This window comes from Rhizobium sp. PAMB 3174, assembly GCF_052908375.1.
Genome location: NZ_CM128608.1, coordinates 1271907 through 1285885, shown reverse-complemented (window position 1 = coordinate 1285885; position 13979 = coordinate 1271907). Strand labels below are relative to the sequence as shown.

Below are 13979 nucleotides of genomic sequence, written 5' to 3'. Positions count from 1 at the left end.
GAGCCAGCTTGAATGCTATGATCGCGCGCAAACGGAAAGGATTCGCCGGAATGTCGGCTCTCTTGCAGCAAGCGCTGATCTTCTACAAGGCAGGGGATTTCGCCCGCGTCACCGGCGAGATCGCACCGGACGCCGTCGGCCTGACGAAGCCTGAGCCGCAGCTGTCGCTCGTCCTGGCGCAATCCTTCATCAAGCAGGACCTGAAGGCCGAAGCCGCCGACTGGTACTGCCGCGCCGCCGGACCGATGGGCGAGAAAGGCGCGCAACTGCTGACGCTCGCCGCCGACCTCTATGCCCGCTGCCGCAAACCGGCGCTCGCCATTGAGGCAGCGCGCGCGGCGATGCGGCTGACGCCAAACGACCCGAAGACGTTGGAAATCTACCGAAAGTGCCTGCGCGAAGACCTGCTGTTCGAGGAATGCGCCGCAAGCAATGCCGATCTCTTTCGGCGCCTGCAAGCCGGCGATCCGGCCGCACTGGCACTGGAAAAGCCGCTCGACCACATTTCCTGGTGTGCCGACGAGGCGATCAATGCGCGGATCACCCGGATGGATGGCCTTCCGTTCGATCCCGCCATCCGCGCCGCGCGCCGCGCCCGGCCGCATCGCTGGGGCGACAGGATCCGCATCGGCTATCTCTCCAACGACTTTTCCAGCGCCCACGCCACGATGATCCTCATGCAGGGCGTGCTCGCCGCGCATGACCGCGCCGCATTCGACGTCACGCTGTTCTGCCATACGCCTGAGGCGCTGATTGCCCGCGACAGCGGCCTGCGGACCACCTACGGCCGCATCGTGCCGATCGGCCATCTGTCCGACGAGGACGCGGCCCGGCTGATCCGTGCAACGGAAATCGATATCCTGGTCGACCTCAAGGGCCACACCAAGGATGCCCGACTCGGCCTCGTCAATTCGGGCCTGGCGCCGATCCAGGCCGCCTGGCTCGGCTTTCCGGGCTCCGGCACCGGCATCGACTGCGATTACGTGATCTCGGACCGGATCGTCACCCCGGATACGTCCAAGCCGCATTACCTGGAAAAGCTCTGCCGACTGCCGGATAGCTACCAACCGAACGACAATCGCTACCGTCCCCTGCCCGCAGCCGCCGACCGTGCCGCGCTCGGCCTGCCGCCCGACCGCTTCATCTTCGCCTCTTTCAGCGAGCAGCGGAAGATCACGCCGGATACCTTCGGCCTCTGGATGCACATCCTGCGGGCGACCGGCGACAGCCTCCTGTGGCTTAAGATCGAGGACCCGTTCGTCAGGCAGAACATCCTCGACGCAGCGCAGAAGGCCGGGATCGACGAAAGTCGGATCGTCTTCACGGGCTGGGCCGCCTATGGCGATCATCTCGCCCGTCTGCAGGCAGCAGACCTCTGCCTCGACACCTTCCCCTATAACGGCCACACGACCACGTCGGACGCGCTCTGGGCCGGTCTGCCGGTCGCCACCCGCAGGGGAACGCATTTCGCCTCGCGAGTTTCGGAAAGCCTGCTCTCGGCCGCAGGCCTCGCCGACGACCTCGTGGCCGGGGACGATGACGGCTTCGTGGAACTCTGCGTCGGTCTCTGCAAGAACCCGGAACGCCTCACCGGCATCCGCCGGACACTGGCATCGAACCGGACGAGCGCGCCGCTCTTCGACACAGAACGCTTCACCCGCCATCTGGAGCGCGCCTACACGATGATGGCCGAGCGGGCGCGAGCCGGCCTCGAACCCGATCATATCGACGTCCCGCCGATCGATCGGCCCGCCGCATCATGAGCGCTTTGCTGGAACAGGCGCTTGCCGCCTACCGCGCCGGCGATCTGGCCCGGATCACCGCAGAAATCGCACCGGCGGCGGAACGCGCGACCCAGCCGGACAGCCAGCTCTGCCTGATCATCGCCCAGGCTTTCGCCAAGCAGGATGCAAGCCTTTCCGCCGCGCAATGGTATATCCGCGCCGCGTTGCCGCTCGGTGCGAAAGGCGCGGCGCTCTTCGTGCTGGCTGCCAATCTCTTCCGCGGCGCCGGCCATCTGAAACCCGCCCTCGCGGCCGCAAGACAGGCGGTCGCCTTTGCGCCGCAGAACGGGGCAGCGCTCGCGATCCACCGAAAATGCCTTCGCAACGCGCTGGCATTCGCGGACATGGCAGAGAGCAACCGGACGCTACTCGCCCGGCTGCAGACCGGCGAACCGGCGGCCCTCCTGCTCGAAACACCACATTTTCATGTCTGCTGGTGCCCAGACGAGGCAATCAATGCCCGCGTCGGCGCCGCGCATCGTCCGACCGCCTTCACGCCGGAGAGCCGTGCGGCCAGACGCGCCATGCCGCATCGCTACGGCGACAGGATCCGTGTGGGCTATCTCTCGAATGATTTTTTCAGCGCCCATGCGACGATGATGCTCTTGTCCGGCGTCCTGCGCCTGCATGACCGCGACCGCTTCGACGTCACCCTGTTCTGCCACACGCCGCCGGACCTCATCGCCAAGGACGACGGCCTGCGCCAGTCCCTGGGAGAGATCGTGCCGGTCGGCCATCTTGGCCCGGACGAGGCCGCACGGCTGATCCGTGAGCGCGAGATCGACATCCTCGTCGACCTCAAGGGCCACACAAAGGGCGCGCGCATCGACATCATCAATGCTGGCGCAGCACCAATACAGGTCTCCTGGCTCGGCTTCCCCGGATCAGGCCCGGGCATCGACTGCGACTATCTGATCGGCGACCCGGTGGTCACGCCGCAAAGTTCGGCGCCCTTCTACCACGAGAAGCTCTGCCGCCTGCCGGAGAGCTACCAGCCGAACAACAACATCGACCGGCCGCTGCCACCGGCCGTGGAACGGCGTTCGCTCGGCTTGCCGGAAGACCGCGTCATCTTCTCGTCGTTCAACGCCTCCTGGAAGATCTCGCCGGAAGCTTTCGCGATGTGGAGCGACATTCTGAGAAGGACGGGCGACAGCCTGTTCTGGGCGATGGTCACAGAACCGCTGGCGCAGGAGAACCTGCGGAACGCGATGGCGCAAGCCGGCGTCGATCCGGCCCGGATCCTGTTTGCCGGACCGGAATCCTACGAACGCCATCTTGCCCGAGCACAGGCGGCCGACCTGCATCTCGACCCCTTCCCCTGCAACGGCCACACCACCACCTCCGACATGCTCTGGGCCGGCGTGCCGGTCGTCACCATGAAGGGCTCGCACTTCGCCTCCCGCGTCTCGGAAAGCCTTCTGCGCGCGCTCGACATGCCCGAACTGGTGGCCGACAGCCCGGACGCCTATGTCGACCTCTGCGTGTCGCTTGCCGCGGAGCCGCAGCGCCTCCGGAACCTCAGGATCAAGCTTGCGGCAAACCGAAATCGCGCATCGCTCTTCGACACGGAACGCTTCACCCGTCATCTGGAGGATGCCTATCGCCTGATGGTCGAGCGCGCCAAGACAGGACGGGAGCCGGATCACATCGACGTGCCGGCCCGGCCGGCTCGACAGGAACCCTTCCTGTAAAGGAGGCCTCGGCGTTTGGTTGCCGCAGCGGGTCGGGTATCCTGTCGCTATCTAAACTGATTCCAATGAATGAAATGAGAGGCCGCCATGCCCGGAAAATCCCTCCCTTTTCCCGACCGCGAAACGGTGGCGGCAAAGCTGTCGGCGCTCGGCGAGGATGACGAAGCCTATCTCAATCTGCTGTTTGAGAACTTCCAGCAGGACGAGAACCTGCTCGACGGCCTGGACCTCTATCTGAACAAGGCCGCGCACGCCCCGTTCCTCAACTCGCTCAAGCTGGAAAAATGCGGGGAATGGCTGGGAACGCACGCACCCGCCCGCCTGCAGATCCGGCTGATGGAACTCGCGCGCTCCAGCCAGCATCCGGCCTATGAGGCATTCAGAAAGGGACTGACGAGTTCCGGTGGCCTGGAGAATGCCTTCCCGAAGGTGTGATGGCTCTACGGCAGGCTGCCGACAACCGCGATGATCGTGCCGAGCGGAAACAGCGTATCCTGCCGCTTCATCTCGGGAATGAACTGGCTGGATATGGTCCCGTCTAAAAACAGCGCATTGTCGCAGTCGAGCACGTCGCGGTAGAGCAGCCCGAAATCATAGAAGCGGACCGGATTTTCCGAGGTGGCGAACACCACCCTGCCCTTGCTGTCGACGCCGACGCCGTTGCGTACCTTGAAACTGTCGCTGTCGGCGAGAAAGCGCGGATGCAGCTTTCCGTCGATCACCAGCATCGGCCCCGATTGCGTCGCATAGTCGGGCTTCAGGCCGCTTGCCGCATAGGCCTGCGTTTCCATCACCCCGGCCTTGCCGTCGCCAACATAGAAGACGCCGTTCGGCAGCAGATGGAAATTGCCCCAGCCGCCGCGGGTGCTGAGCGCCGAGCGCTCGACGCCCTTCTCTATGAAGAGCCCGACCGGCGACATGTCGTAGTGGTACATGCCACCATTGACGGCAAAGCGCATGATCTCGCGATCGCGCCACAATGCCTTGCCGAGCGCCGCGAAGCTGCCATAGGGCTCGCCGCTCTCGTCGGTGTTGAAGATGCGGATATCCGCCTTGGCGGGATCGTAAGTGCAGACGGTATAGTCCGCGTCCATATGCCTGATCGTCCGGCAGGCCTCGCCATCGGCCAGAGCCAGGCCGGTTGAAGACAGCAGCATGAAGATTGCAAGCGCCAAGAAACGCCGGACCATAGGCACACCCCCGAGAATCGCCTGACGACTATAAGCCGGCAATTGCGTCAAAGGCTGGAAACCGCATCAGATTTTCAGCGCGCACATGTGAAATCGCAACTGTTCCACGGGATAGCGATAGGCGTTGCCGACCGGACAGGCGGCACGCGCCAGACAGCCCTGCGCCATACAAGCCGCCTGCCCTTCGGCAGTCCGCAGCCAGTCCCGGCATGGAGCCACGGCGAAGCCGTCTGCCAGGACCGCCCCGGCCGGACAGTGCGAAAGGCACAGCTTGGACGCGCAGGCGTCGCAAGGATGCCCGCCCTCGGGCTCGTCCCAGTCCGGCAGATGCCCGACGAAGCCGATCGCGCCGCGATAGCCGTGCCAAAGCCCGTATTGCGGATGGATGAGGATACCGAGCGGCGAAGCCCTCAACCCTTCCGCCCGCGTCGCCCATTGCTGGAACGGCTGCCAGGGCGGATCGGAGGGGAAATAGGCGGTGCCGCCAAGCGCGCCCGCCACCGGCGCAATCACTGCCTTCGACCAGGTGTCCAGTGGATCGTCGCCGCCACTATCCACCTGCCTGTCCCGCCAGCCGGAAAAATGCGGCCAGACCGACCCGCCGATATTGCCGAGGAGGACGACCGAGCCTGCAGGACTGCCGTCAGCAAGACTTGGCGCAGCCTGGTCTGGAGAAAAATTGACAACGCCGCGAACAAAAACGCCGTGCGGCTGCAAGGCCGCACGGACGCTGTCGATCAGGCTTTTTTCGCCCGTCATTTTCCGCTCTCGTTACGCCAGGGTTGCCATATGCCCTTCTGGACGAAGTCGGCAACCAGCGCGGCGCCGCCTTGCTCCCTGGCGGCGTCGGGCTCCTTTCAAGTGAAGGCGTCCGGCATCGAATCCTTACGCTTGGTGACGAACTCGATCAGGGCCTCGTCGATCGCCGGATCGAGGTAAGGCGCCTCGTAGCTGTCTAGCCACGAGCGGCACAGTGCGTTGGCACGCTCTTCCATGCGCTTCTGGCCTTCCAGTTCCCACTGTTCGAAGGAGTTGTTGTCCATCAGCGGCGACCGGTAGAAGGCCGACTGGAAGTTGGCGCGGGTATGGTCGCAGCCGAGATAGTGGCTGCCGGGGCCGACTTCGCGGATCGCGTCCATCGCCTGACCGTTCTCCGACAGGTCGACACCTTCCGCCATCTTCTGCAGCATACCGAGCTGGTCCTGGTCCATCATGAACTTTTCATAGGACGAGACCAGGCCGCCTTCGAGCCAGCCTGCGGCGTGAAGCACGAAGTTGGTGCCGGCAAGCAGCGTCGTGTTCAGCGTATTGGCACTTTCATAGGCCGCCTGCGCATCCGGAACCTTGGAGCCGCAGAGACCACCGCCGGTACGGAACGGCAGGCCCAGACGACGGGCGAGCTGCGCCGCGCCGTAAGAGACCAGCGACGGTTCCGGCGTGCCGAAGGTCGGCGCGCCCGACTGCATCGAGATCGAGGCGGCAAACGTGCCAAACAGCACCGGCGCGCCCTTGCGGATGAGCTGCGTGAACGAGGCGCCGGCCAGCACTTCGGCCAGGATCTGCGTCAGCGTGCCGGCGACCGTCACCGGGCTCATGGCGCCCGACAGGATGAACGGCGACAGCACGCAGGCCTGGTTGTGCCTTGCATAGACCTTCAGTGCGCCGACCATGGTCTCGTCGAACACCATCGGCGAGTTCGCATTGATGAGGTTCAGCGTTACGGTATTGTTGTCGACGTAGTCGTCACCGAAGACGATCTTCGCCATGGCGATCGTGTCCTCGGCCCGCTCGGGCGCGGTCACCGAGCCCATGAACGGCTTGTCGGAATATTTGATGTGGCTGTAGATCATGTCCAGGTGACGCTTGTTCACCGGCACATCGACAGGCTCGCAGACGGTACCACCCGAAGAATGCACGGACGGCGCCATGTAGGCGAGCTTCACGAAGTTGCGGAAATCCTCGATCGTCGCATAGCGGCGGTTGCCGTCGAGGTCGCGCACGAAGGGCGGGCCGTAGACCGGGGCGAAGATCGTCGCCTTGCCGCCGACCTGGCAATTGCGCTCAGGATTGCGGGCGTTCCAGGTAAACGTGCTCGGCGCCGTCTTCAAAAGTTCGCGGCAGAGGCCCTTCGGGAAATGCACGCGCTGGCCCTTCACGTCCGCTCCGGCGTCCTTCCACAGCGCCAGCGCCTCGGCGTCGTCGCGGAATTCGATGCCGACCTCCTCGAGCACCGTGTCGGCGTTCTTCTCGATCAGCGCCAGACCTTCCTCGTCGAGGACCTCGTATTCCTTGATCTTGCGCTGGATGTAGGGAAGCGACACTCCCGGACCGCCGCCCGAGCGCGATGCGCGCCGTGCTGCCGCTCCGCGTCCTTCGCTGCGGGACCGCCGTGCGCGGCCGTCCGAGCTGCCTTCCAGTTCAACCGGTGTATCGTTCATGGTGTTTCCTCAATCCAGCGTCCGAAACATGTTTATCGGCGCGTCCTCTCTTCCACCAATGCTATCCGTTTTGAAAGAGGAAACATTTCTCAATGCGCCAAGGACTGCCGCAAGGCGGACATTCGGCGACCGAAAACGACATTTCGCTCCGTCGTATTTTTGCAAGCCGCACGTCGTTTTCGAAATGCGTTTTTCCGCGAACACGTTTAGACTGCCGTTATCTGTCATGGAAATCACTGGTTTCCATAGGTTTTGTCGCAATGGGAGGCATGCATGTCTGACGATGAAATCATTCTTTCGGAGCTGTCGGACGACGATCTTGTCCTGCAGATGCATGACGATCTCTACGACGGCATGAAGGAAGAGATCGAGGAAGCGACACGCATCCTTCTCGATCGCGGCTGGACGCCCTACGACATCCTGACCAAGGCGCTCGTCGAAGGCATGCGGATCGTCGGCATCGACTTCCGCGACGGCATCCTCTTCGTTCCCGAAGTGCTGCTCTCCGCCAACGCCATGAAGGCCGGCATGTTCATCCTGCGGCCCCTGCTCGCCGAAACCGGCGCGCCGAAGCTCGGCAAGATGGTGATCGGCACCGTCAAGGGCGATATCCACGACATCGGCAAGAACCTGGTCGGCATGATGATGGAAGGCGCCGGCTTCGACGTCGTCGACCTCGGCATCAACAATCCGGTCGAGAAGTATCTCGAAGCGCTGGAAACGGAAAAGCCCGACATCCTCGGCATGTCCGCCCTGCTGACGACGACCATGCCCTATATGAAGGTGGTCATCGACACCATGCAGGAAAAGGGCATTCGCGACGAGTATATCGTGCTGGTCGGCGGCGCGCCGCTGAACGAGGAATTCGGCAAGGCCGTCGGCGCCGACGCCTACTGCCGCGATGCCGCCGTCGCTGTGGAAACGGCCAAGGATCTGATTGCCCGCAAGCACAACACCCTGGCATCCCGCGCCTGAAGGCAGGCAAATATCATGAAAAAGGCGCGGTCAACGACCGCGCCTTTTTCATGTCCCGAAGGCCTTTGCCTGTCACGTCGCTCGTCACATCGAATGCGCGACGTCCTCGCCGGCATCCTTGGTCGCATCGACCATGTTGGCGGTATCCCGGCCGAGGCCGCGGATCGTGTTGCCGCATGACGACAACGCCGCCGCAAGGGCGAAGAAAACAAGCAGAGCTTTGAATGAATGGCCGAGCCTGAGCATTTGATCTCCCTGAATCACGGTGAACGACCGAGATATGACAGCGAAATCAGACGAAAAGCGAGCCCAATTTATAGAGCATCCGCAGCTTTCAGCCAGCTGCTCAACGCCGATTGGTCAGTTCGCCGACCTGGCCACGTCGTTGCCGGCCGCCTGCGTCGCGTTGACCGTATTGGCGGCATCCCGACCGACGCCACGGATCGTATTTGCGCAGGATGCGAGCGACAGCACGCCAGCAGCAGCGACACCGGCAATGATTATGCGTTGAGCTTTCGACATGTTAGCCTCCTATGTTGCCTTGAGAACAGACCGACGGCAACCGCCCCGATCATGATGCCTCATAACGTTAAACGGAGAAAGTCGATGTTGGTTCCATCGATACGTGTAATTGCCTGCGGGGCATTGGCGCGAGAGATTCTGGCGGTTTGCAAGACGAACGGATTGTCCCATGTCGACCTCATCTGTCTGCCGGCAATCCTGCACAATCATCCGGAGAAAATCGTTCCCGGTCTGGAAAAGGCAATCGCCGAGGCGCGCGCCGAGGCCTTCGACCGCATCTTCATCGCCTATGCCGATTGCGGCACCGGCGGCGACATCGACAGGCTCTGCGAAAGGGAGGGTGTGGGCCGCCTTGCCGGACCGCACTGCTATTCCTTCTTCGTCGGCAACGAGGCCTTCGCCCGGCAGTGGGACGACGACATCTCCGCCTTCTTCCTGACCGATTTCCTCGCCCGACAGTTCGAGGCATTCGTCGTCGAACCGCTCGGCCTCGACCGTCATCCGGAATTGCGCGACGCCTATTTCGGCCACTACACCAAGCTCGTCTACCTGTCGCAGGAGGAAGACGCCGAACTTCAGGCGAAAGCGCGCAAGGCGGCGGAATTTCTTGGCCTGACTTACGAATATCGCTTCACCGGCTATGGTGATCTCGCAGTCGAACTCCTACATGTTGCCGAAGAGGCACGAAGCAACTGATTTTTCGACGCCCACAGAGCTGCCTTAATAGCTTAATAATCGGCCTGTAAGACAATCAGTACATGAAAGCCCACCAGAAGGTCGAGAAGGCGTAGCAAGAGTGACCGACAGTACAGCATCGTTTTCCGGTATGACGGCAAAATCAAAAGCCGAAGAGCATCCGCCGAGCCTTTCCGATCTGCTGCAGCATATAGCCCTGAATGCCGGGCCGAAAATCAGCCTGCGCGACCTTGCCGTCGCACTCGAAGACCGTTCCTTCGGCGCCTTCCTCGTCGTCTTCGCACTGCCGAACCTCGTTCCGATGCCGCCAGGCGCCACACTGCTCCTCGGCCTGCCGCTGATCTTCGTCGCCTGGCAGATCCTGTCGTCCAACCAGACGCGCATCTGGCTGCCGCGGCGCATTGCCGACTACACGATGGAAAAAGAGACGTTCAATCGTATCGTCGCCCGCGTTGTTCCCTGGCTGCGCTGGATCGAGACCTGGATCAAGCCGCGTTTCTGGTTCCTGGAAACCCGCTGGTCGGAACGCCTGCTCGGCATTTTCACCCTCGTCTTCGCCGTCGTCGTTTTCCTGCCGATCCCCTTCGGCAACTGGCTGCCGGCGCTGGCGCTCGCCGTCATCGGGCTCGCCATGACGGAACGTGACGGCGTCGGCGTCATTGCCGGCGCGATCATCGGCGTCATTTCCACCATCATCGCCACCGCCGTGGCTCTGGCCGCCAAGGCGATCTTCATGGCGATCCTCTGATCAGATGACCGAGACGTCATTCCATCGGCCCGTCGCCGTGGTGACGGCAGGCGGCATGAACCCGCAGATCCTGATCAACGCGCTTTCCGCGCACTTCCCGAATGTCACCGTGATCGAGGAACAACCCGAGTCGAAATCGGTCATCCTCAAGCGACGGGCGAGGAAGCTCGGCTGGATCAATGCCAGCGGACAGCTCGCCACGATGATCGTCTCGCGCCTCGGCAAGAAGTTTGCCGCGAAACGTCAGGCGGAGATCCTGAAGGAATTCGCCGTCTCGGCCGACCAGAACCCGCATGTGCCGGTGATCCAAGTCACGTCGGTCAACACCCCGGATTTCCTGGATGCGGTACACAAGGTCTCGCCGGCGGTGATCTTTACGGTGAGCTGCCGGATTCTCAGCGCCAGGACACTTGCAGCCCTCACCTGCCCGGTCGTCAATTTCCATGCCGGGATCAACCCGGCCTATCGCGGCCAGATGGGCGGCTACTGGTCGCTGGTCTCGGGCGATGCCGGCAATTTCGGCGCGACGGTGCATCTGGTCGACACAGGCATCGACACCGGTGACACACTTTACGAGAAGCGCGTGACGCCGTCGAAATCCGACACGATGCTAACCTATCCTCTCCTGCTGACGGCAAGCTGCTCGGACATCGCGATAAAGGCCATCGAGGACGTGCTCGCCAGCCGCGCGGCCCCATACAAGCCGTCGGGTCCATCCAGCATGCACTACAATCCGCCGATCTGGACCTGGCTCTGGAACGGGGTTACCAGGGGCGTCTGGTAGTCCAGCTCACTTCCCTGTCGCGTCTAAAGAGCCGCATTTTTCATCGACGTCGCTTTTCAGCGATTGCGACGTCGTCAAAAGCGTAGTCAGCCGACCGGCAACCGTGCATTCTGCCTCCAATTGGGAGAGCAAGGACATGGCGGACCTGATCGTCGTCTACTGGCGGGACATACCTGCCCAAATCATCGTCAAGAAGGGCCGGACCAACGCCAAGCGCGAGCTGTCGCAGCGCTTCGCCGAGGCCATCGACATGGCCGCCATGCGCTCCGGCGCATCCGAGACCGACGATTATCTCGCAGAGTGGCGCAAGGCCGATCCGGTCGCCGTTTCGGACGACCTGGAAGCGGAAGCCGACAAGGCCGCCGCAGCACTTGAGGCCGCCTATGACAAGGAGCGGATCGTCGCTCTCGTCAAGGCCGGGGGCCGCGCAAATGGCTGACGCAAAACCCGCCAAGGGCAACGCCGCCCCCGAAAAGAAGCAGGCCGCCGGCGCCTTCACGCCGGCCGGCGTGTCGCCGAGCCGACGCCAGCGCCGCCGCTACACGATCCGGCTGTGGTCGGTGCGCCATTCCCGCGCGCTGGAATGGCTCTACGCCCATTTCGCCGATCTCTTCCTGATGCTTCACCCGGTCTGGAAAAAGCTCGGCTACCAGCGCGTCGAACGGCCCGTCACCTTCCTGGAGCGCAACGTCAAGGGACTGCTCTTCGACTGTCGCATGTGCGGCCAGTGTGCGCTGTCGTCGACCGGCATGTCCTGCCCGATGAACTGCCCGAAGCAGTTGAGGAACGGACCCTGCGGCGGCGTACGTGAGAATGGCAACTGCGAAGTCGAGCCGGACATGCCTTGTGTCTGGGTGCAGGCCTGGAAGGGATCTCAGAACATGGCCAAGGGCGACGCCATCATGACGGTCCAAAAGCCGGTCAACCAGGCGCTGCGCGAAACATCCGCCTGGCTGCGCGTGACAGCCGAGAAAGCCGCCGCCAAGGAAGCAGCAAATCAAGCTGGCAAGGGAGACGCGGCATGATCAACGACATCCATCCCGCCGATCCGAGCCTGCCGCTCGATCCCCTGCCCGGCCACTCGTCGCGCGGACGCCTCGAGCGCGTCCTGCGCCGTGGCGAATTCGCTGTCACCACCGAACTCAATCCACCTGACAGCGCCGACCCGCAGGACGTCTACGAACGCGCCGCGATCTTTGACGGCTGGGTCGACGGCATCAACGCAGTCGACGCCTCGGGCGCCAACTGCCACATGTCGTCCGTCGGCATCTGCGCGCTCCTGACCCGCATGGGCTATGCGCCGGTCATGCAGATCGCCTGCCGCGACAAGAACCGCATCGCCATCCAGGGCGACGTGCTGGGCGCCGCCGCCATGGGCGTGCAGAACATCATGTGCCTGACCGGCGACGGCGTGCAGGCCGGCGACCAGCCGGGCGCCAAGCCCGTCTTCGACCTCGACTGCATGTCGCTTCTGGAAACCGTCCGCACCATGCGCGACGAAGGCAAGTTCCTGTCGGGCCGCAAGCTCTCGACGCCGCCGGGCGTCTTCCTCGGCGCGGCGATCAATCCCTTTGCGCCGCCCTATGATTTCCGTCCCTATCGCCTGGCGAAGAAGATCGCCGCCGGCGCGCAGTTCGTCCAGAGCCAGTACTGCTTCGACGTGCCGATGTTTCGCGACTACATGAACAAGGTGCGCGACCTCGGCCTGCACGAAAAATGCTTCATCCTGGTCGGCGTCGGCCCGCTGGCGTCCGCCAAGACGGCCCGCTGGATCCGCTCCAACGTGCCGGGCATCCACATTCCCGACGCCGTCATCAAGCGGCTGGAGGGGGCCCAGAACCAGAAGGAAGAAGGCAAGCGCCTGGCCATCGACATCATCAACGAGGTGAAGGAGATCGAAGGGGTTTCCGGCATCCATGTGATGGCCTACCGTCAGGAGGAATATGTCGCGGAAATCGTGCATGATTCCGGCGTGCTGAAGGGTCGCAAGCCCTGGAAGCGCGAACCGGCACCGGATGCCGCACTGATCGCCGGACGCCTGGAGGAAATTCAGGATCGGCCCGTCGAGCACCAGCAGGAGCTCGCCGAGGTCGCCGCCCATATCGCGCCGGACCACTGAGAGCCTGGGCGCCTGCAGTTGAAGAAGGCGCGCTGCGCCGAGGAGAGGAATACATAACATGACCCGTACCATCGTCGCATCTGCAACCCGCGAGATCGTCATCGGCTTCGACCAGCCGTTCTGCGTAATCGGCGAGCGCATCAACCCGACCGGCCGCAAGAAGCTGGCGGCCGAAATGGTCGAGGGCAATTTCGACACCGTCCGGAAGGACGCGATCGAGCAGGTCGCCGCCGGCGCCACCATGCTGGACGTCAACGCAGGCGTCACCGCCGTCGATCCGAACGCCACCGAGCCGGCGCTCCTCGTCAAGACGATGGAGATCGTTCAGGAACTGGTCGACGTGCCGCTGTCGATCGACAGCTCGGTGACCGCCGCCATCGAGGCCGCGCTCAAGGTCGCCAAGGGCCGCCCGTTGGTCAATTCGGTGACCGGCGAAGAGGAAAAGCTCGAGGCCATCCTGCCGCTCATCAAGAAGTACAACGTCCCGGTCGTCGCCATCTCCAATGACGAGACGGGCATTTCGATGGACCCCGACGTCCGCTTCGCCGTCGCCAAGAAGATCGTCGAGCGCGCCATGGACTACGGCATCAAGCCGGAAGACATCGTCGTCGACCCGCTCGTCATGCCGATCGGCGCGCTCGGCGACGCCGGCCGCCAGGTCTTCGCGCTGCTGCGCCGCCTGCGCGAGGAGCTGAAGGTCAACACGACCTGCGGCCTGTCGAACATCTCCTTCGGCCTGCCGCACCGCCACGGCATCAACGCCGGCTTCATTCCGATGGTGATCGGCGCCGGCATGACCTCGGCGATCATGAACCCCTGCCGTCCGCAGGAAATGGAGGCCGTGCGCGCTGCCAACGTGCTGAACGGCACCGACGCCAACTGCGCCAACTGGATCATGACCTACCGCGACTACAAGCCGGCGGCCCCCGGCGAAGCAGCCGCCTCCCCGGCCCCCGCTGCCGGCGGACGCCCGGCCCGCCGCGGCGGCCGCGCCGGCCGCGTCGGCGAAGGCGGCGCGACGGAGTAAGA

The 13979-nt window shown here is 63.5% G+C and carries 16 protein-coding genes; 11 read left to right on the top strand and 5 right to left on the bottom strand.

The features are described 5' to 3' along the window. The first annotated feature begins 50 nt into the window (after nt 1-50). The 3 genes from ACU5AY_RS06130 to ACU5AY_RS06120 all read left to right on the top strand — a co-directional run bounded on the left by ACU5AY_RS06130 (nt 51) and on the right by ACU5AY_RS06120 (nt 3913). The gene (locus ACU5AY_RS06130; protein WP_446828397.1) at nt 51-1763 is read left to right on the top strand and encodes an O-linked N-acetylglucosamine transferase, SPINDLY family protein; all 1713 of its coding nucleotides are present in this window, start codon (nt 51-53) and stop codon (nt 1761-1763) included. Continuing rightward, on the top strand, nt 1760-3478 hold the full coding sequence (locus tag ACU5AY_RS06125) for an O-linked N-acetylglucosamine transferase, SPINDLY family protein (RefSeq protein WP_446828396.1): 1719 nt from the start codon (nt 1760-1762) through the stop codon (nt 3476-3478). The genes ACU5AY_RS06130 and ACU5AY_RS06125 overlap by 4 nt, the downstream gene beginning before the upstream one ends. An 87-nt stretch (nt 3479-3565) precedes the next feature. After that, nucleotides 3566-3913, top strand: a complete 348-nt coding sequence (locus ACU5AY_RS06120; RefSeq protein ID WP_446828395.1) for a hypothetical protein — start codon at nt 3566-3568, stop codon at nt 3911-3913. 5 nt (nt 3914-3918) lie between these two features. Here ACU5AY_RS06120 and ACU5AY_RS06115 read toward each other — a convergent pair whose 3' ends face one another. The 3 genes from ACU5AY_RS06115 to ACU5AY_RS06105 form a co-directional block, all read right to left on the bottom strand. Further along, nucleotides 3919-4674: a phosphodiester glycosidase family protein gene (locus ACU5AY_RS06115; RefSeq protein ID WP_446823840.1), complete on the bottom strand. Its 756-nt coding sequence runs from the start codon at nt 4672-4674 to the stop codon at nt 3919-3921. Nucleotides 4675-4734: 60 nt separating this feature from the next. Next, the gene (locus ACU5AY_RS06110) at nt 4735-5427 is read right to left on the bottom strand and encodes a ferredoxin (RefSeq protein WP_446828394.1); all 693 of its coding nucleotides are present in this window, start codon (nt 5425-5427) and stop codon (nt 4735-4737) included. A 98-nt stretch (nt 5428-5525) separates the two neighbouring features. Further along, a complete protein-coding gene (locus ACU5AY_RS06105) occupies nt 5526-7106 on the bottom strand; it encodes a trimethylamine methyltransferase family protein (RefSeq protein WP_446823838.1) in 1581 nt (526 codons plus the stop codon). Between the two features lie 273 nt (nt 7107-7379). Between ACU5AY_RS06105 and ACU5AY_RS06100 the strand changes: the two genes are divergently transcribed. After that, nucleotides 7380-8081, top strand: coding sequence for a corrinoid protein (locus ACU5AY_RS06100; protein ID WP_446823837.1), 702 nt, complete (start codon nt 7380-7382; stop codon nt 8079-8081). A gap of 84 nt (nt 8082-8165) precedes the next feature. Here the strand turns inward: ACU5AY_RS06100 and ACU5AY_RS06095 are convergent, their stop codons facing one another. Together ACU5AY_RS06095 and ACU5AY_RS06090 are read right to left on the bottom strand one after the other, a co-directional pair. Next, nucleotides 8166-8327 carry an entericidin domain-containing protein gene (locus ACU5AY_RS06095; protein WP_446823836.1) on the bottom strand — a complete coding sequence of 54 codons (162 nt, stop codon included), beginning with the start codon at nt 8325-8327 and terminating at the stop codon, nt 8166-8168. A 114-nt stretch (nt 8328-8441) separates the two neighbouring features. Then, entirely contained in the window at nt 8442-8603 is a 162-nt protein-coding gene (locus tag ACU5AY_RS06090; protein ID WP_446823835.1) for an entericidin domain-containing protein, read from the bottom strand. A 54-nt stretch (nt 8604-8657) separates the two neighbouring features. Here ACU5AY_RS06090 and ACU5AY_RS06085 point away from each other — a divergent pair, with 54 nt between their 5' ends. The 7 genes from ACU5AY_RS06085 to ACU5AY_RS06055 all read left to right on the top strand — a co-directional run bounded on the left by ACU5AY_RS06085 (nt 8658) and on the right by ACU5AY_RS06055 (nt 13977). Next, complete coding sequence (locus ACU5AY_RS06085) at nt 8658-9299, top strand: DUF1638 domain-containing protein (RefSeq protein WP_446828956.1); 642 nt, start codon at nt 8658-8660, stop codon at nt 9297-9299. A gap of 100 nt (nt 9300-9399) precedes the next feature. After that, the gene (locus tag ACU5AY_RS06080) at nt 9400-10047 is read left to right on the top strand and encodes an exopolysaccharide biosynthesis protein (RefSeq protein ID WP_446823834.1); all 648 of its coding nucleotides are present in this window, start codon (nt 9400-9402) and stop codon (nt 10045-10047) included. 4 nt (nt 10048-10051) lie between these two features. Continuing rightward, a complete protein-coding gene (locus tag ACU5AY_RS06075) occupies nt 10052-10831 on the top strand; it encodes a formyl transferase (RefSeq protein ID WP_446828393.1) in 780 nt (259 codons plus the stop codon). A gap of 136 nt (nt 10832-10967) precedes the next feature. After that, nucleotides 10968-11270: a virulence factor gene (locus tag ACU5AY_RS06070; protein ID WP_446823832.1), complete on the top strand. Its 303-nt coding sequence runs from the start codon at nt 10968-10970 to the stop codon at nt 11268-11270. Continuing rightward, the gene (locus tag ACU5AY_RS06065; protein WP_446828392.1) at nt 11263-11856 is read left to right on the top strand and encodes a methylenetetrahydrofolate reductase C-terminal domain-containing protein; all 594 of its coding nucleotides are present in this window, start codon (nt 11263-11265) and stop codon (nt 11854-11856) included. The genes ACU5AY_RS06070 and ACU5AY_RS06065 overlap by 8 nt, the downstream gene beginning before the upstream one ends. Continuing rightward, the gene (locus ACU5AY_RS06060) at nt 11853-12950 is read left to right on the top strand and encodes a methylenetetrahydrofolate reductase (protein WP_446828391.1); all 1098 of its coding nucleotides are present in this window, start codon (nt 11853-11855) and stop codon (nt 12948-12950) included. Before ACU5AY_RS06065 ends, ACU5AY_RS06060 begins: the two co-directional genes overlap by 4 nt. Before the next feature lie 58 nt (nt 12951-13008). Beyond that, the gene (locus tag ACU5AY_RS06055; protein ID WP_446823829.1) at nt 13009-13977 is read left to right on the top strand and encodes a methyltetrahydrofolate cobalamin methyltransferase; all 969 of its coding nucleotides are present in this window, start codon (nt 13009-13011) and stop codon (nt 13975-13977) included. The last annotated feature ends 2 nt before the right edge of the window (nt 13978-13979 follow it).